The organism is Photobacterium sp. HL06 (genome assembly GCF_059552575.1).
The window spans coordinates 768,089-784,367 of record NZ_CM183914.1 but is presented as its reverse complement, the minus strand read 5'-3'; the positions used below and the strand labels follow the sequence as shown (position 1 = coordinate 784,367).

General features: G+C 48.5%; 13 protein-coding genes and 25 tRNA genes. 31 read left to right on the top strand and 7 right to left on the bottom strand.

The window, feature by feature from the left end; genetic code table 11:
• The first annotated feature begins 213 nt into the window (after window positions 1-213).
• On the top strand, window positions 214-600 hold the full coding sequence (locus tag AC51G0_RS03970) for a hypothetical protein (RefSeq protein ID WP_496300768.1): 387 nt from the start codon (window positions 214-216) through the stop codon (window positions 598-600).
• Between the two features lie 116 nt (window positions 601-716).
• Here AC51G0_RS03970 and AC51G0_RS03965 read toward each other — a convergent pair whose 3' ends face one another.
• The 7 genes from AC51G0_RS03965 to hemA form a co-directional block, all read right to left on the bottom strand.
• Complete coding sequence (locus AC51G0_RS03965; protein WP_496300767.1) at window positions 717-1,973, bottom strand: aromatic amino acid transport family protein; 1,257 nt, start codon at window positions 1,971-1,973, stop codon at window positions 717-719.
• Between the two features lie 290 nt (window positions 1,974-2,263).
• Window positions 2,264-3,118 carry a 3-deoxy-8-phosphooctulonate synthase gene (kdsA, locus tag AC51G0_RS03960; protein ID WP_496300766.1) on the bottom strand — a complete coding sequence of 285 codons (855 nt, stop codon included), beginning with the start codon at window positions 3,116-3,118 and terminating at the stop codon, window positions 2,264-2,266.
• A gap of 82 nt (window positions 3,119-3,200) precedes the next feature.
• Window positions 3,201-4,010, bottom strand: coding sequence for a SirB1 family protein (locus AC51G0_RS03955; protein ID WP_496300765.1), 810 nt, complete (start codon window positions 4,008-4,010; stop codon window positions 3,201-3,203).
• A gap of 2 nt (window positions 4,011-4,012) precedes the next feature.
• Complete coding sequence (locus tag AC51G0_RS03950; protein WP_496300764.1) at window positions 4,013-4,393, bottom strand: SirB2 family protein; 381 nt, start codon at window positions 4,391-4,393, stop codon at window positions 4,013-4,015.
• A gap of 14 nt (window positions 4,394-4,407) precedes the next feature.
• Entirely contained in the window at window positions 4,408-5,256 is an 849-nt protein-coding gene (gene prmC / locus AC51G0_RS03945; protein WP_496300763.1) for a peptide chain release factor N(5)-glutamine methyltransferase, read from the bottom strand.
• Window positions 5,256-6,344 carry a peptide chain release factor 1 gene (gene prfA / locus AC51G0_RS03940; RefSeq protein WP_496300762.1) on the bottom strand — a complete coding sequence of 363 codons (1,089 nt, stop codon included), beginning with the start codon at window positions 6,342-6,344 and terminating at the stop codon, window positions 5,256-5,258. Before prfA ends, prmC begins: the two co-directional genes overlap by 1 nt.
• A 12-nt stretch (window positions 6,345-6,356) precedes the next feature.
• Window positions 6,357-7,619 (bottom strand): glutamyl-tRNA reductase, encoded by a 1,263-nt coding sequence (gene hemA / locus AC51G0_RS03935; protein WP_496300761.1) that lies wholly within the window; start codon window positions 7,617-7,619, stop codon window positions 6,357-6,359.
• Between the two features lie 228 nt (window positions 7,620-7,847).
• On the opposite strand from hemA, the gene lolB reads away from it, so the two are divergent.
• From lolB to AC51G0_RS03785, 30 genes are all read left to right on the top strand, one after another.
• Window positions 7,848-8,486 (top strand): lipoprotein insertase outer membrane protein LolB, encoded by a 639-nt coding sequence (gene lolB / locus AC51G0_RS03930; protein ID WP_496300760.1) that lies wholly within the window; start codon window positions 7,848-7,850, stop codon window positions 8,484-8,486.
• An 18-nt stretch (window positions 8,487-8,504) separates the two neighbouring features.
• Window positions 8,505-9,368, top strand: a complete 864-nt coding sequence (ispE, locus tag AC51G0_RS03925) for a 4-(cytidine 5'-diphospho)-2-C-methyl-D-erythritol kinase (protein WP_496300759.1) — start codon at window positions 8,505-8,507, stop codon at window positions 9,366-9,368.
• Between the two features lie 32 nt (window positions 9,369-9,400).
• Complete coding sequence (locus AC51G0_RS03920; protein WP_496300758.1) at window positions 9,401-10,348, top strand: ribose-phosphate pyrophosphokinase; 948 nt, start codon at window positions 9,401-9,403, stop codon at window positions 10,346-10,348.
• 148 nt (window positions 10,349-10,496) lie between these two features.
• Window positions 10,497-11,087: an aminoacyl-tRNA hydrolase gene (gene pth, locus AC51G0_RS03915; protein ID WP_496300757.1), complete on the top strand. Its 591-nt coding sequence runs from the start codon at window positions 10,497-10,499 to the stop codon at window positions 11,085-11,087.
• Window positions 11,088-11,188: 101 nt separating this feature from the next.
• The gene (gene ychF / locus AC51G0_RS03910; RefSeq protein ID WP_496300756.1) at window positions 11,189-12,280 is read left to right on the top strand and encodes a redox-regulated ATPase YchF; all 1,092 of its coding nucleotides are present in this window, start codon (window positions 11,189-11,191) and stop codon (window positions 12,278-12,280) included.
• 304 nt (window positions 12,281-12,584) lie between these two features.
• Window positions 12,585-12,661 (top strand) — tRNA-Met (locus tag AC51G0_RS03905).
• Window positions 12,662-12,698: 37 nt separating this feature from the next.
• A tRNA-Leu gene (locus AC51G0_RS03900) sits at window positions 12,699-12,783 on the top strand.
• Window positions 12,784-12,849: 66 nt separating this feature from the next.
• A tRNA-Gln gene (locus tag AC51G0_RS03895) sits at window positions 12,850-12,924 on the top strand.
• Between the two features lie 72 nt (window positions 12,925-12,996).
• A tRNA-Met gene (locus tag AC51G0_RS03890) sits at window positions 12,997-13,073 on the top strand.
• 37 nt (window positions 13,074-13,110) lie between these two features.
• Window positions 13,111-13,195: transfer RNA gene (locus tag AC51G0_RS03885), tRNA-Leu, on the top strand.
• A gap of 67 nt (window positions 13,196-13,262) precedes the next feature.
• Window positions 13,263-13,337, top strand: a tRNA-Gln gene (locus AC51G0_RS03880).
• A 72-nt stretch (window positions 13,338-13,409) separates the two neighbouring features.
• Window positions 13,410-13,486: transfer RNA gene (locus AC51G0_RS03875), tRNA-Met, on the top strand.
• Between the two features lie 37 nt (window positions 13,487-13,523).
• Window positions 13,524-13,608 (top strand) — tRNA-Leu (locus AC51G0_RS03870).
• A gap of 67 nt (window positions 13,609-13,675) precedes the next feature.
• Window positions 13,676-13,750, top strand: a tRNA-Gln gene (locus AC51G0_RS03865).
• A gap of 72 nt (window positions 13,751-13,822) precedes the next feature.
• Window positions 13,823-13,899 (top strand) — tRNA-Met (locus tag AC51G0_RS03860).
• Between the two features lie 35 nt (window positions 13,900-13,934).
• Window positions 13,935-14,019 (top strand) — tRNA-Leu (locus AC51G0_RS03855).
• Window positions 14,020-14,131: 112 nt separating this feature from the next.
• A tRNA-Leu gene (locus AC51G0_RS03850) sits at window positions 14,132-14,216 on the top strand.
• Between the two features lie 47 nt (window positions 14,217-14,263).
• Window positions 14,264-14,338: transfer RNA gene (locus AC51G0_RS03845), tRNA-Gln, on the top strand.
• Window positions 14,339-14,391: 53 nt separating this feature from the next.
• A tRNA-Leu gene (locus AC51G0_RS03840) sits at window positions 14,392-14,476 on the top strand.
• A gap of 122 nt (window positions 14,477-14,598) precedes the next feature.
• Window positions 14,599-14,683 (top strand) — tRNA-Leu (locus tag AC51G0_RS03835).
• Window positions 14,684-14,757: 74 nt separating this feature from the next.
• Window positions 14,758-14,832: transfer RNA gene (locus AC51G0_RS03830), tRNA-Gln, on the top strand.
• 67 nt (window positions 14,833-14,899) lie between these two features.
• Window positions 14,900-14,984: transfer RNA gene (locus tag AC51G0_RS03825), tRNA-Leu, on the top strand.
• Between the two features lie 112 nt (window positions 14,985-15,096).
• Window positions 15,097-15,181, top strand: a tRNA-Leu gene (locus AC51G0_RS03820).
• Window positions 15,182-15,227: 46 nt separating this feature from the next.
• Window positions 15,228-15,302, top strand: a tRNA-Gln gene (locus tag AC51G0_RS03815).
• 72 nt (window positions 15,303-15,374) lie between these two features.
• A tRNA-Met gene (locus tag AC51G0_RS03810) sits at window positions 15,375-15,451 on the top strand.
• A 35-nt stretch (window positions 15,452-15,486) separates the two neighbouring features.
• Window positions 15,487-15,571: transfer RNA gene (locus AC51G0_RS03805), tRNA-Leu, on the top strand.
• Between the two features lie 112 nt (window positions 15,572-15,683).
• Window positions 15,684-15,768 (top strand) — tRNA-Leu (locus AC51G0_RS03800).
• Between the two features lie 47 nt (window positions 15,769-15,815).
• Window positions 15,816-15,890 (top strand) — tRNA-Gln (locus AC51G0_RS03795).
• Between the two features lie 69 nt (window positions 15,891-15,959).
• Window positions 15,960-16,046, top strand: a tRNA-Leu gene (locus tag AC51G0_RS03790).
• Between the two features lie 122 nt (window positions 16,047-16,168).
• A tRNA-Leu gene (locus tag AC51G0_RS03785) sits at window positions 16,169-16,253 on the top strand.
• Window positions 16,254-16,279 lie beyond the last annotated feature (26 nt).

Sequence of the window (16,279 nt, the reverse complement as noted above, 5' to 3'; positions counted from 1 at the left end):
TAAGGTGGCCATTTCCGCTATCGCGGAGATGGCCATCATCCACTAAGGCAAATCTCCTTATTTTCTCCCTATTTCGTTCATACTTGCTGCAAAATTCCTACCTATATTAGTTCCTATCGACACAGCCAGCTGACAAAGTGAGAAGGACAATATCTACCCTCCGCGAATGTCACGCTGCACTATTGCATCGCGATTACCTACCAGGAGCAAGATATGAAAACACACCTTTTTGTAATAGCGGCCCTTCTTTCTGCTATTAGCGGTAATCTTTATGCAAGCATGCCCCAAAAGCCCCATTCCTTCGAAGAAATGGATACAAACAGCGATGGCCAGTTATCGCAAGATGAAGTGAAAGGTCCTTTAGCCTGGGATTTTGAGAGGTTTGATATCGATGGTAGCGGAACCCTGTCAGCCGATGAGCTTCCAGAGCCACCAAACCGAAAACCACCGTCTTTCGAAGAAATGGATACCGATGCTGACGGAGAGCTATCGCCAGATGAAGTACAAAGTCCGCTGGCGAGAGACTTCGATACATTAGACAAAGACGGCAGCGGCACGCTAACAATAGATGAACTACCAGCTTCGCCGCGGCACAAATAACCCGGGCCGACAAAGTCAGTTATCTTTATGATCTTAATAAACATAACCTTGAACGACTCTTACGAAAAAGGCTTGCCAGTGGCAAGCCTTTTCATCTTTATGTAATGATCAGCGCACTAGAAAAAGCTGAACACAATCGCCGAGACAGCTAGCAGCCCCATAACCAGTATAAAATAGGTGCTCAATTTACCCCGATAGGCTTTCAGGGCATCCACCTTGTACACCGCCAGCATCGGCATGATGAATAGGATCATCGCAATCACCGGACCGGACAAAGCTTCCATCATTCCCAAGATACTCGGGTTCATCACAGCCGCGAACCAGATAGCGAAGAACATGAACACGATACCAAGCTTGTCCAGTTTCGCCGGAGCCAGGCTGGTCTGTTTTTGCAACATGCCGTTCAAACTTTCGCGGGCTCCCATGAAGTGGCCAAGGAACGAAGATGAAATAGCAATAAAGGCAATCAATGGGCCGAGGGCCACAATAAACGGGCTGTTGTGGACATTAGCCAAATAAGACAGCACCGAGACGTTTTGTGCCTTGGCTTCCAGTAATTGTTCAGGGCTCAGGCTCAACACGCATGAAAAAACAAAGAACAGCACGAATGAAATCAGCATCACCGAGGTGCGCTTCAGAATCTGCTCAGACTTCTGCTCAGCGCCTTCACGGTATTGGCGACGCTGGGCATTGGCAAAGCTGGAAATAGCCGCCGCATGGCTAAATGCAAACACTGCCACTGGCACAGCAAGCCATAGCGTGACAGAGAAGCTGCCCCACTCGGGTAAGGTAGAAAGGTCCGGCATCTGCCAGTTCGGTATCAGGTAGAGTGACAAACCGGCCAGAATGGCTGCAAGCGGATAGACAATCACCTCGAAGGCTCTCAGCATGACTTTTTCACCCGCCATCATGACAGCAATCATGCCGAAGACCAGTGCACCCGACAGGGCAACCCGCGAAGGTGCAACCATACCAAGCTGGTTAACGATAAAGCTATCAACCGTGTTAGTCAGCCCAACGCCATATATCAGCAGGATCGGAAAAATAGACAAGAAATACAGCAGGGAAATAAGGCGCCCCGCACTGACACCAAAATGCTCTTCCACCACATCAGTAAAATCGGCATTCGGCTTGGACGAAGACAGCACAAACCGGGCCAGTCCGCGATGGGCCCAAAAGGTCATAGGGCCAGCCAACAGGGCCATGATCACCAATGACCAGAAACCGCCGACGCCAATATTGATCGGCAAAAATAAAATACCGGCACCCACAGCGGTACCAAACAAACTCAGCATCCAGCTAGTATCATGTTTACTCCAGCTAGAAACCGTCGCCCCTGTATGACTCAGAGGTATATCTTGAGATAATGACACGCAACATCCTACATCTACGAAATTTTACTCGGGCCGGAGTATACAGATGCAGAATTTAATTCTCACAAAGCAACCGTAAAACTTCTCGCTTTGTATCAACAGTAAAGGCAGGTATATAGCCCAGTATTGACAGAATGAATAACCAATATCACCACACATGGCGCCATGAGTAGATAAATTCACTAAATTTTTACGAATTTCGATTTTTTGATTTACCCAAAAATCGTACAATAAAACAACGGCCCAGCAGGTTTCCCTGCTGGGCCGTCTACTATCCGAATCAATATCAGTTAGTTAATTTCGATCGGCTCAAAGCTTTTGATCAGATCATCTAGCTGCTTGATTTGCGCCAGGAACGGCTCAAGTTTATCCAGCGGGAAAGCCGACGGGCCGTCACAACGAGCCTGATCCGGCGTTGGGTGGGCTTCCATAAACAGACCACCGATCCCTGTAGCAATACCTGAACGGGCAAGATCAACCGTTTGTTCACGGCGGCCACCAGATGCCGCACCCTGCGGATCACGGCACTGCAGCGCATGAGTCACATCAAAAATAATCGGACTGCCTTTTGACGCCTTTTTCATCACGTCGAAGCCCAGCATATCCACAACCAGGTTGTCGTAGCCATGCAGTACGCCGCGCTCACACAGAATAATATTCTCGTTACCACATTCGGCAAACTTCTCTACGATGTTACCAACTTGGCCAGGGCTCATGAACTGAGGCTTCTTCACGTTGATCACGGCACCGGTTTTCGCCATAACTTCAACCAGATCAGTCTGGCGGGCAAGGAATGCAGGTAGCTGGATGACATCGACAACGTCTGCAACAGGCTGAGCCTGATACTGCTCGTGGATATCGGTGATGATCTTCACGCCGAACGTATCTTTCAGCTCCTGGAAAATCTTCAGCCCTTCTTCCATACCCGGACCACGGTAAGAATGAACGGAAGAGCGGTTTGCTTTATCGAAAGACGCTTTAAATACGTAAGGGATACCGAGCTTGTCCGTCACTTCTACGTACTTCTCACAGATCTGCATGGCCATATCGCGAGATTCAAGTACGTTCATACCGCCAAACAAGACAAACGGCTTGTCGTTGGCAACATCAATATCACCAACACGAACAACTTTTTGTTCCATCATATTTTCTCTTCTCATTCTGTATGTTGATGTAATAACAAGGCCGCTAAGCCTGGACTATTACCTCTGAATTTATTACCAGCAATCAGTGCAGGGTCAGCGGCTCTTCATCCAAAGCCTGTACCTGCAGCTTCAACAGCTCGGCAGCTGGGTCTTCAGGGCATTGCTCGATGAAATACTTATAATCCATCGCCGCAACGTGGCTGCATTCCAGCTGCTGGTAAATATAGCCGCGATCACGGATTTCATGCGGATCACCCGGGCTAAATTCCAATGCCATATCGCTACAGCGCAGGGCATCGGCGAAGTGCTCTTCACGTAGCAGGGCACTTTTCATTACTGTCAGCCAGCGGGTCAGAATATCGGTATTTTCCGTTTCGTCCAAATGCTCCTGGCGCAGCTCGGTAAACGGGCCGCGATGGCCTTTAAGCCAAGCGCCCATCGTCCGCTTGCTCAGGTACTCGCCATCAAACGGGTTAATATACTGCTGCTCACCGTCATACCAATCAACCTTGAGGATAAACTGGGTCGGGAAACCTACACTGCTGACTGGCAGCTCAAGGTGGCGGGCAAGGTACAAAAAGATCGCCCCCAGGCTGACTGGAATGCCTTTTTTACGTTCCAGTACTTTATCCAGGAATACATTCTCTGAGGAAAAGTACTGCTGATGGTCGCCGCGGAATCCCCATTCCCGGTAGAACAGACGGATCAAGCCTTCCAGACGCAAGTGCGGGTTTAGCTCATCCATCAAGGCATGCTCCGCCTCCTGGGCCAATTTTTTCAGCTGTAACCGAACCCATCCAGCAGGAAAAGCAGGATCAATCGCAGCCGTCATTTCCAGCGCGCCTTCCACCAGCGTCATCTGCTCTAATTCTTCATCAGTAAAACGTAACATGATTACCCCAGAAATGATGATTTAGTCACTGCAATGTTTGCAGCCGCCATCACCCAGCCTAGCGAACCGAAAAACGCAAAGGTCTTGAATACCTTGTTTTTACCGTATTTCAGCGTGAAAACACCCAAAGCGATATAGGCCAGTACACAGCTCAGCTTCTGTGTTAACCAACTTGCTTCTTCAGTGAACGGCATAAAGCCAGTGATAAAAATCAGTACAACACCTGTCAGTAGCAGGAAGGTATCCACAACATGTGGTGTGATCTTGAGGAATTTTTTCTCAATTAACGTTGAATTGGCCATCATCAGGCAATAACGCACCACAAACAGCAAAACACTCAGAACAATTGTCACCATGTGAAGGTGTTTAAACGCAGCGTACATATAATTTTCTCTCTCTATCCTTGCCAGCAGCCCATGGTTACCCGGTCTAGGCCGGCATAATCCTGTGCTGTTGAGACCTGGCTATATCCCAGTTCCAGTAAAATAGCCCGTACCGCTTCACCTTGCTCAAAGCCGTGCTCCATCAGCAGCCAACCACCCGGTTGCAAAAACTGGCGGCCCTGATCACTGATAATACGAATATCAGCCAGGCCGTTATCTTCCGCAACCAAGGCACTCTTGGGCTCAAAACGCACATCGCCCTGATCGAGGTGAGGGTCGGTTTTATCAATATAAGGGGGGTTGCTGACGATAACCGAAAAGCGCTCATCAGCTGTCAGTGGACGGTACCAGCTTCCAGACAAAAAGCGGGTATTAGTAATTTGCAAATTTTGGCTGTTTTCTGACGCCAGCTGAGCCGCTTCCGGGCGCAAGTCGATACCGGTTACGTTAAGATCGGAGCGCTCCGAGGCAATCGCCAGGGCAATCGCACCCGTTCCCGTTCCCAAATCCAGCACGGAGCACGGCTCTGCAGGCACTTTCTCTAATGCCAGCTCGACCAAGCGCTCAGTATCAGGGCGCGGGATCAGAGTATGCGGTGCCACTTTCAGTGGCAGTGACCAGAACTCCCGCTCACCAACAATATATGCCACGGGCTCACCCGCCAGGCGGCGACGCAAAACAGCCTCAAAAGCGGCAGACTGCTCGCTGTCGAGTGTTTTTTCCGGCCAGGTCAGCAAATAGCTACGAGGCTTATCCAGTATGTGACATAACAATACTGCAGCATCTAACTGCGGGCTATCAGAGCCCGCGTTAATTAACTGCAACGTTGCTTGCTTTAACAAAGCGTCGATGCATAAAGGCATTAGTGTTGATCAGCCATCGCCGCCAGCTGATCTGCTTGGTGTTCTTGCAGTACCGGCTGAATCAAGCTATCCAAATCACCTTCCATCACTTCATTCAAACGGTAAAGTGTTAGGGTAATACGATGATCAGAGACACGACCCTGTGGGTAGTTGTATGTACGGATACGGTCAGAGCGGTCACCTGAGCCTAACAGGTTACGACGCGTGCTTGCTTCCTCAGCATGACGCTTTTCTTCTTCAGCTTTAATAATACGCGCCGCCAGTACTGACATCGCTTTGGCTTTGTTCTTATGCTGCGAACGCTCATCCTGACACTCAACCACAATACCCGTTGGAAGGTGAGTAATACGGATTGCAGAGTCGGTGGTGTTAACGTGCTGACCACCCGCGCCTGAAGCACGGAAAGTATCAATTTTCAGATCACCTGAATTAATTTCAGGAATTTCAGCTTCTGGAATTTCTGGTAGTACCGCCACAGTACAAGCGGACGTGTGTACGCGGCCTTGTGATTCTGTCGCAGGTACACGCTGAACACGGTGACCACCAGATTCAAACTTCAGCACACCATATGCACCGTCGCCCGTCACTTTGGCGATCATTTCTTTATAACCACCTTGCTCAGAGTTGTTCGCATTGATCACTTCTATGCGCCAACCACGACTCTCCGCGTACTTACTGTACATACGGAATAAATCGCCAGCAAAGATACCCGCTTCATCACCACCCGCACCGGCACGGATTTCAACAAAGCAGTTACGCTCATCGTTCGGATCTTTCGGGATAAGCAGAACCTGAAGCTCATCTTCAAGACGAAGGATATTCGCTTTTGCGTCTTTCACTTCTTCTAGTGCCATTTCGCGCATTTCAGGATCATCTTCGTTCGCCATTTCCTCAGCGGCTTCAAGGTCGTCTTGTGCTTGTGTGTAAGCTTGGAAACACTGCGTAATTTCTTCTAGCTGAGAATACTCTCTAGACAACGCACGGAACTTGTTTTGATCGCCGATAATGCCAGGATCACCCAGCAAATGTTGAATTTCTTCGTAACGCTCAACCAGGGTTTCTAATTTAACTAAAATTGATGGTTTCATAGGATCTTTAAATTAATCTTTAATCGAGTCCAAGCCCAGAGTTTCGCGAATAACAGACAGTTTTTCCGGCTCACCATTGTGAGCCGCCTGCTGCATCGCCCGGGTTGGCGCATGAATGAGTTTATTAGTCAGTTTGTTACTTAACTCTGCCAGCACTTTTTCTGGCTCACTGCCATTGGCAATCGCCTGCAGGCTGCGGTTAAGCAGCTCAGCTTTGATGTCCTCGGCATGGCAGCGATACTGGCGAATGCTATCGACCGCTTCCAGTGAACGCAGCCAGCTCATGAAAGCCGCACTTTCTTCGCTGACAATCGCTTCGGCCTGAATCGCCGCGACCTTGCGTTGCTCACGGTTCTTTTCCACAATGCTGTGCAGATCATCGACCGTGTATAAATAGGCATCGTTCAGCTCACCGACTTCCTGTTCGATGTCTCGTGGAACAGCAATATCCACCAACAACATTGGTTGATGACGGCGAGCCTTAATGGCTTTCTCTACCATCCCCTTACCAACTATCGGTAATGGGCTTGCCGTTGAACTAATCACAATATCGGCACGGGGCAGGTACTCCGGAATGTCCGGCAGGCCGATCACCTCGGCACCGAACTCCTCAGTCAGGTTGGCGGCTCGCTCTTTGGTTCGGTTAGCCACAATCAGTTTATTACACCCCTGCTCTACCAGATGCCGAGCCACCAGCTCAATGGTTTCGCCGGCACCTACCAGCAATACCGTGGCATCCGACAGCGACTCAAAGATTTGCTTGGCAAGGGTACAGGCTGCAAACGCCACTGACACGGCATTGCCACCAATATCAGTCTCGGTACGAACCCGTTTAGCCACCGTGAACGACTTATGGAATAGCTTTTCCAGCATACCGTGAACAGCCGCATAGTCGCGGGAATCAGAATAGGATTGCTTAACCTGCCCTAAAATCTGAGGTTCACCGAGTACCAGAGAGTCAAGACCGCAAGATACGCGCATCAGGTGCCGGACAGCCGCTTGCTCCTCATGAAAGTATAAGCTTGGCATTAGCTCTTCAGCGCTGATTTGATGAAATTTGGTCAACCAGTCAATCAGGATACCCGGCCCAGTCTGGGTCACATCACAATACAGCTCCGTCCGGTTACAAGTCGAGACGATGACTCCACTTGTCACTTCCGGGTGAGCTTCTAACTGCTGCAGTGCCTGTGTCAGCTTTTCTGGTGAAAACGCAACACGTTCGCGTAAATCCACAGATGCCGTTTTATGATTTATACCTAATGCAAGCAATGTCATGGAGACGGTGTACCAACTTCGCCGGTGAAAAAGATCCAGGGCGGGATTTTACTTGATGCCCCAACGTAATTAAAGAAAACTAACGCAATCAATCTGGCATTCCTGATCAAATGTTGAGATTTAAATACCATTTATTGCTCAAGCACACTAAGCAATTCATTGTTGCCGTTGGTATTATGGCCCAATTATCGCTATTGTTTGCCTAAACCCATAAGTTAATCATAAATTATGCCATCGATTTCATCGTTACGATTGTATTCATCGTCGATACGGCGCCTGTTCGGTTTATCATTGTTGCTTTCTGTACTTGCCGGTTGTGCCAGCCAACCTCCCATTTCCTCCCAAGTGAGCTGGGAAACACACCAGGCTTCACTCCAGCAACTGAGCCATTACCAGGCCAAAGGCAAGCTAGGCTATAAAGGCACACAACGATTTGGTGCCAACTTGCTATGGCGCACCGTGCCACAGGCCGATCACCTGCTGCTCACCAACTTCCTCGGTAAAACCCTGCTTAAACTCGATGCCACTCCCGTTCGTGCAACCTTGATATCCCATGAAGGCAAAACACACCAGGGAACCAATGCCTCACTACTTATTCAGCAGCTTACCGATATTAACTTGCCGGTAGAGCAAATGCGTGACTGGCTAATCGGCCTGCCAACCGCTGCCGATACCTACCAGCTCAACAGCGAAAACCGGGTTGCCTACTTAGCAAAACAAATTGGTGACCAACTTTGGCAGCTGGACTATAACGATTATGACAACTCTGTAACCCCGGCACTGCCTAATCGAATGGTACTGTCCCAAGGGGATGTACGTATTACCCTCATTATTAATGAGTGGCTAATCACCGATAGACAACCGTAAATAACCATGAGCCACACTATGATCACCCGCACCACTCGCTGGCCGGCACCGGCCAAACTGAACTTATTTCTCTATATCACCGGCCGTCGCCCTGATGGCTACCACGAGCTGCAAACCCTGTTTCAGTTTCTGGATCACAGCGACACCCTGACTATCACAGCCAACGACTCCGGTATTATCAGCCTCTCCCCCGCCATTGAGGGCGTAGCCACTGAAGATAACCTCATCTACCGTGCAGCCGATGCCTTGCGCCGCACGGCGGGGAGCAACGCTGGGGCTGACATCCAGCTCGATAAAATCCTGCCGATGGGCGGCGGCCTCGGCGGCGGATCATCCGATGCTGCCACTGCACTGGTTGCACTGAATTACCTGTGGCAAACCCAGCTCAGCATTGATGAGCTAGCTGAGATCGGCTTGAAGCTCGGTGCTGATGTCCCAGTTTTTGTTCGCGGATTGAGTGCTTTTGCCGAAGGGGTCGGGGAAAAACTCCAGCCTGCCGAGCCACAGGAAAAGTGGTATTTGGTGGCCAAACCGAATGTCAGCATCGCAACTGTTGATATTTTCACCCATCCGCAACTAATCCGTGATACAGAAAAGCGGTCCTTAGATGCCCTATTGGCGGGGGGTTACGAAAACGATTGCGAAAAAATTGTCAGAAGACTGCACCCCGAGGTTGATAAGGCGCTTTCGTGGCTGTTAGAATACGCGCCGTCAAGACTGACCGGCACTGGCGCTTGTGTGTTTGCTGAATTTAGCACTCAACAAGAGGCCCTTGCAACACTGAATATATTACCTGACTGGCTCCAAGGATTTGTCGCAAAAGGTGTCAACACATCTCCCCTTTTGACAACCTTGAACGCACATTCTACGGATTGTCAGTAACTACAACTTGGACGCAACCTGAGGTTTCCACCGTGCCTGATATGAAGCTGTTTGCTGGTAACGCAACACCAGAACTAGCCCAACGCATTGCTGACCGTCTTTACATCTCTTTAGGAGACGCAACAGTTAACCGTTTTTCCGACGGTGAAGTCTGTGTTCAGATTAATGAGAACGTTCGTGGTAGCGACGTATTTATCATTCAATCTACTTGTGCGCCAACCAATGACAACCTAATGGAACTGGTTGTTATGATCGATGCACTACGCCGTGCTTCTGCAGGCCGTATTACCGCAGTTATCCCTTACTTCGGTTATGCTCGCCAAGACCGCCGCGTCCGTTCTTCCCGTGTACCAATTACGGCTAAAGTCGTGGCTGATTTCCTTTCAAACGTCGGCGTTGACCGCGTTCTGACTGTCGATCTACACGCAGAGCAAATCCAAGGCTTCTTCGATGTTCCAGTAGATAACGTATTCGGTAGCCCAGTACTGCTTGAAGACATCCTGGCGAAGAATTTGGAAGATCCAGTTGTTGTTTCACCAGACATCGGTGGCGTTGTGCGTGCACGTGCTATCGCAAAACTGCTTGATGACACTGACATCGCAATCATCGACAAGCGTCGTCCACGTGCCAACGTTTCTCAGGTAATGCACCTGATCGGTGACGTTGAAGGTCGTGACTGTGTCATTGTTGATGACATGATCGACACCGGTGGTACGCTGTGTAAAGCCGCTGAAGCGCTAAAAGAGCGTGGCGCGAAGCGAGTATTTGCTTACGCAACTCACCCTGTCTTCTCAGGTAACGCACCTCAGAACATCAGAGAATCCGTGATCGATGAAGTGATCGTGACTGACTCTATCCCACTATCTCAGGAAATGGTTGATACAGGTCGTGTCTCTGTTCTGACACTTTCAGGCATGTTGGCTGAAGCAATTCGTCGCATCAGCAACGAAGAGTCTATCTCAGCAATGTTTGAGCACTAATCGCGCTTTGATTCCGACCGGTTCGGAATAGCGACAGAATCCAAACGCCCCGCCTCATGCGGGGCGTTTTTCGTCCGAACATATCAATCTTGGTCTGTTTGGTATAACATAGCGCGCGTTTTAAGCCCCTAAGACTTGAGAGACTAGCGTGAGTAACAATATTCGTCTATTAGTTGGCCTGGCAAACCCTGGTGCCGAGTATGCTAAAACCCGCCACAACGCGGGTGCATGGGTAGTAGAAGAGCTGGCCCGTGCCCACAATATTAGCCTACGAGAAGAATCAAAGTACTTTGGCCAGACTGGCCGGATCCAGGCCAATGGTCATGATCTTCGCTTGTTGATCCCTTCCACGTTTATGAACCTATCCGGTAAATCCGTGGCTGCGCTGGCTAACTTCTATCAGATCAAGCCAGAAGAGATCTTAGTTGCACATGATGAGCTGGACTTACCACCCGGTGTCGCCAAGTTAAAAAAAGGCGGAGGCCACGGTGGCCACAACGGCCTACGCGATATCATCAGCAAAATGGGCAATAACAAAGATTTCTATCGCCTGCGTGTTGGCATCGGCCACCCGGGAGACAAAAACAAAGTGTCCGGTTTTGTACTGGGCAAAGCGCCGGCCAAAGAGCAAGGCAATATCGATGCGGCGGTTGACGAAGCTGTACGCTGTATGGATGTCCTGCTAAAAGACGGCCTGAATAAAGCGCAAAATCGACTCCATTCATTCAAAGCAGAATGATTGTTGTCACTCTAATTTAGTATTACTCTGCGCTTTGCAATGGGCAGCCATTGACTATGCAGAGTTGTTTCACCGAATCATCACCAAAAGGGTTTCCAACCATGGGTTTTAAATGCGGAATCGTCGGTCTGCCAAACGTAGGTAAGTCCACACTATTCAACGCCTTAACAAAAGCGGGTATCGAAGCGGCAAACTTCCCGTTCTGTACTATCGAGCCAAACACCGGCGTTGTACCTGTGCCAGATCTTCGTTTGGATGCACTGGCGGAGATTGTTAATCCTCAACGCATCCTGCCTACAACGATGGAATTCGTTGATATCGCAGGCCTGGTTGCCGGAGCCTCTAAAGGTGAAGGCCTGGGTAATAAATTCCTGGCGAATATCCGTGAAACAGACGCGATTGGTCACGTTGTTCGTTGTTTCGAAGATGACAATATTGTTCACGTTTCAGGCAAAATCCACCCGCTGGAAGATATTGAAGTTATCAATCTTGAGCTAGCACTGGCTGATCTTGATACTTGTGAGCGTGCCATCTTCCGCCAAGCGAAAAAAGCCAAAGGTGGCGATAGCGACGCTAAATTCGAAACCGCAGTACTTGAGAAGCTACTTCCGACTCTAACTGAAGGCGGCATGGTTCGTTCAATCGATCTAAGTAAAGAAGAGCTGGCAGCAATTGATTACCTGCACTTCCTTACTGTGAAACCAACAATGTATATCGCAAATGTAAGCGAAGATGGTTTCGAAGATAACGAATACCTAGATATGGTTCGTGAATATGCTGCAAAAGAAAACGCTGTTGTTGTTGCAGTATGTGCCGCTATCGAATCAGAAATTGCTGAACTTGATGATGCAGACCGTGAAGAGTTCCTGGCCGATATGGGTATCGAAGAACCTGGCCTGAACCGTGTGATCCGTTCTGGTTATGAGCTACTGACACTTCAAACTTACTTCACCGCGGGTGTGAAGGAAGTACGTGCATGGACAATCCCTGTTGGTGCCACTGCGCCGCAAGCTGCAGGTAAGATCCACACTGATTTTGAAAAAGGCTTCATCCGAGCTGAAGTTGTGGGCTACGACCACTTCATCGAATTCAGTGGTGAAAGCGGTGCTAAAGAAGCAGGTAAGTGGCGCCTAGAAGGTAAAGATTACATCGTTAAAGATGGCGATGTGGTTCACTTCCGCTTTAACGTATAACGCTCTCGTAGCATTACGTTTACTTCAAGCATAATATTGAATAAGCCAGCATTCTTGCTGGCTTATTCTTTATCTATCTGACTATTTAGCCAAAAGCTACCATGGCTCTCATTTTCTCGATTTTGATGTTGAAAAATGGCTTTTCAGTGTGGCATTCATGCATTTCGTCCAAATATCAATCGAACAAACGGATTTTCGGAAGATATTAAAAAAAACTGTTGACGGTTTTTGCTGGTATGAGCATAATGCGCCCCGTTCCCAAGACAGTGGTTAGTTAAATAGGCCAGTCAAGGGACTGAAAAATGGCTACGTAGCTCAGTTGGTTAGAGCACATCACTCATAATGATGGGGTCACAGGTTCGAATCCCGTCGTAGCCACCATCTTTTCTCTTGCGGAAAGGATGTAAAACAGTAAGATGCGGAAGTGGCGGAATTGGTAGACGCACCAGATTTAGGTTCTGGCGCCGCAAGGTGTGAGAGTTCAAGTCTCTCCTTCCGCACCATTCTCTCCTCTCGATAGAGACTGAGAGCAGCTTTGAAGAAAAGCACGTTGTTTATAACAACAAAGTAGGGCTATCGCCAAGCGGTAAGGCAGCGGCTTTTGATGCCGCCATTCCCTGGTTCGAATCCAGGTAGCCCTGCCACATTTTATTATGTGGCTTAATCGATAAGATTTAAGCGGCATGATTAAATATTGCTTTGAACAAAAGCAAAATGGCTACGTAGCTCAGTTGGTTAGAGCACATCACTCATAATGATGGGGTCACAGGTTCGAATCCCGTCGTAGCCACCATCTTTTCTCTTGCGGAAAGGATGTAAAACAGTAAGATGCGGAAGTGGCGGAATTGGTAGACGCACCAGATTTAGGTTCTGGCGCCGCAAGGTGTGAGAGTTCAAGTCTCTCCTTCCGCACCATTCTCTCCTCTCGATAGAGACTGAGAGCAGCTTTGAAGAAAAGCACGTTGTTTATAACAACAAAAGTAGGGCTATCGCCAAGCGGTAAGGCAGCGGCTTTTGATGCCGCCATTCCCTGGTTCGAATCCAGGTAGCCCTGCCACATTTTATTATGTGGCTTGATCGATAAGATTTAAGCGGCATGATTAAATACTGCTTTAAATAAAAGCAAAATGGCTACGTAGCTCAGTTGGTTAGAGCACATCACTCATAATGATGGGGTCACAGGTTCGAATCCCGTCGTAGCCACCATCATTTCTCTTGCAGAAAGGATGTAAAACAGTAAGATGCGGAAGTGGCGGAATTGGTAGACGCACCAGATTTAGGTTCTGGCGCCGCAAGGTGTGAGAGTTCAAGTCTCTCCTTCCGCACCATTCTCTCCTCTCGATAGAGACTGAGAGCAGCTTTGAAGAAAAGCACGTTGTTTATAACAACAAAAGTAGGGCTATCGCCAAGCGGTAAGGCAGCGGCTTTTGATGCCGCCATTCCCTGGTTCGAATCCAGGTAGCCCTGCCACATTTTATTATGTGGCTTGATCGATAAGATTTAAGCGGCATGATTAAATATTGCTTTGAATAAAAGCAAAATGGCTACGTAGCTCAGTTGGTTAGAGCACATCACTCATAATGATGGGGTCACAGGTTCGAATCCCGTCGTAGCCACCATTTTCACTTCGCCAAGTGAAAATGAACAGTAAAATGCGGAAGTGGCGGAATTGGTAGACGCACCAGATTTAGGTTCTGGCGCCGCAAGGTGTGAGAGTTCAAGTCTCTCCTTCCGCACCATTTACTGTTTGTCATGGTTTCATGACGCAGCAGATTAGATTTACCAATCATCTGATCTGTACAATTTGTTTAGAGATACCGTCTTAAAGAGTTCACTCTTTGATGACAATATGCGGAAGTGGCGGAATTGGTAGACGCACCAGATTTAGGTTCTGGCGCCGCAAGGTGTGAGAGTTCAAGTCTCTCCTTCCGCACCATTCTCTCTAAAACCTCTTTTGAGGCAGTCTCTAAGAAAGACACTTGTAGGGCTATCGCCAAGCGGTAAGGCAGCGGCTTTTGATGCCGCCATTCCCTGGTTCGAATCCAGGTAGCCCTGCCACAATTTAACTTAACGTTGACTGATTGAGTTTAACGGTAAGATAACGTATAAATGCGGAAGTGGCGGAATTGGTAGACGCACCAGATTTAGGTTCTGGCGCCGCAAGGTGTGAGAGTTCAAGTCTCTCCTTCCGCACCATTTATACCGTTGATTATGAGCAATCATAATTAACATAATATACAGATTGAATTTTACCGATTCCTTAATCTGTATAAATGAGCAACAGAGAAAACTCGTTGGGTTTCCCTATGAGATAAAATGCGGAAGTGGCGGAATTGGTAGACGCACCAGATTTAGGTTCTGGCGCCGCAAGGTGTGAGAGTTCAAGTCTCTCCTTCCGCACCATTCTCTCTGTAACTTGTTTCCTCTCGCTAAGAGGCGGTCTTGAAGAAAGACACCCGTTCTTGATTGAACACTGTAGGGCTATCGCCAAGCGGTAAGGCAGCGGCTTTTGATGCCGCCATTCCCTGGTTCGAATCCAGGTAGCCCTGCCATAATTTACCTTCGCGTTAAGTGTTTTGTTTGACGGAAGTAAATGCTCATATGAGCAACCAGTAAAATGCGGAAGTGGCGGAATTGGTAGACGCACCAGATTTAGGTTCTGGCGCCGCAAGGTGTGAGAGTTCAAGTCTCTCCTTCCGCACCATTTACTGTTCGTCATGGTTTCATGACACAGCAGATTAGATTCACCAATCATCTGATCTGTACAATTTGTTTAGAGATACCGTCTTAAAGAGTTCACTCTTTGATGACAATATGCGGAAGTGGCGGAATTGGTAGACGCACCAGATTTAGGTTCTGGCGCCGCAAGGTGTGAGAGTTCAAGTCTCTCCTTCCGCACCATTCTCTCTAAAACCTCTTTTGAGGCAGTCTTTAAGAAAGACACTGTAGGGCTATCGCCAAGCGGTAAGGCAGCGGCTTTTGATGCCGCCATTCCCTGGTTCGAATCCAGGTAGCCCTGCCACATTTTATTATGTGGCTTGATCGATAAGATTTAAGCGGCATGATTAAATATTGCTTTGAATAAAAGCAAAATGGCTACGTAGCTCAGTTGGTTAGAGCACATCACTCATAATGATGGGGTCACAGGTTCGAATCCCGTCGTAGCCACCATTTTCACTTCGCCAAGTGAAAATGAACAGTAAAATGCGGAAGTGGCGGAATTGGTAGACGCACCAGATTTAGGTTCTGGCGCCGCAAGGTGTGAGAGTTCAAGTCTCTCCTTCCGCACCATTTACTGTTTGTCATGGTTTCATGACGCAGCAGATTAGATTTACCAATCATCTGATCTGTACAATTTGTTTAGAGATGCCGTCTTAAAGAGTTCACTCTTTGATGACAATATGCGGAAGTGGCGGAATTGGTAGACGCACCAGATTTAGGTTCTGGCGCCGAAAGGTGTGAGAGTTCAAGTCTCTCCTTCCGCACCATTCTCTCTAAAACCTCTTTTGAGGCAGTCTCTAAGAAAGACACTTGTAGGGCTATCGCCAAGCGGTAAGGCAGCGGCTTTTGATGCCGCCATTCCCTGGTTCGAATCCAGGTAGCCCTGCCACGATTTATCTTTACGTTGACTATTTAGTTTAACGGGAAGAAAATGCTCATATGAGCAAGCCGTATAAATGCGGTGGTGGCGGAATTGGTAGACGCGCTAGCTTCAGGTGCTAGTGTCCGCAAGGACGTGAGGGTTCAAGTCCCTCCCTCCGCACCATTTATACGTCAATGATGAGCAATCATAGCTAACACAATATGCAGATTGAATTTACCGATTCTTTAATCTGTGTAAATGAGCAACAGAGAAAAACTCGTTGGGTTATTCCTACGAGATAAAATGCGGAAGTGGCGGAATTGGTAGACGCACCAGATTTAGGTTCTGGCGCCGCAAGGTGTGAGAGTTCAAGTCTCTCCTTCCGCACCATTCTCTCTGTAACTTGTTTCCTCTCG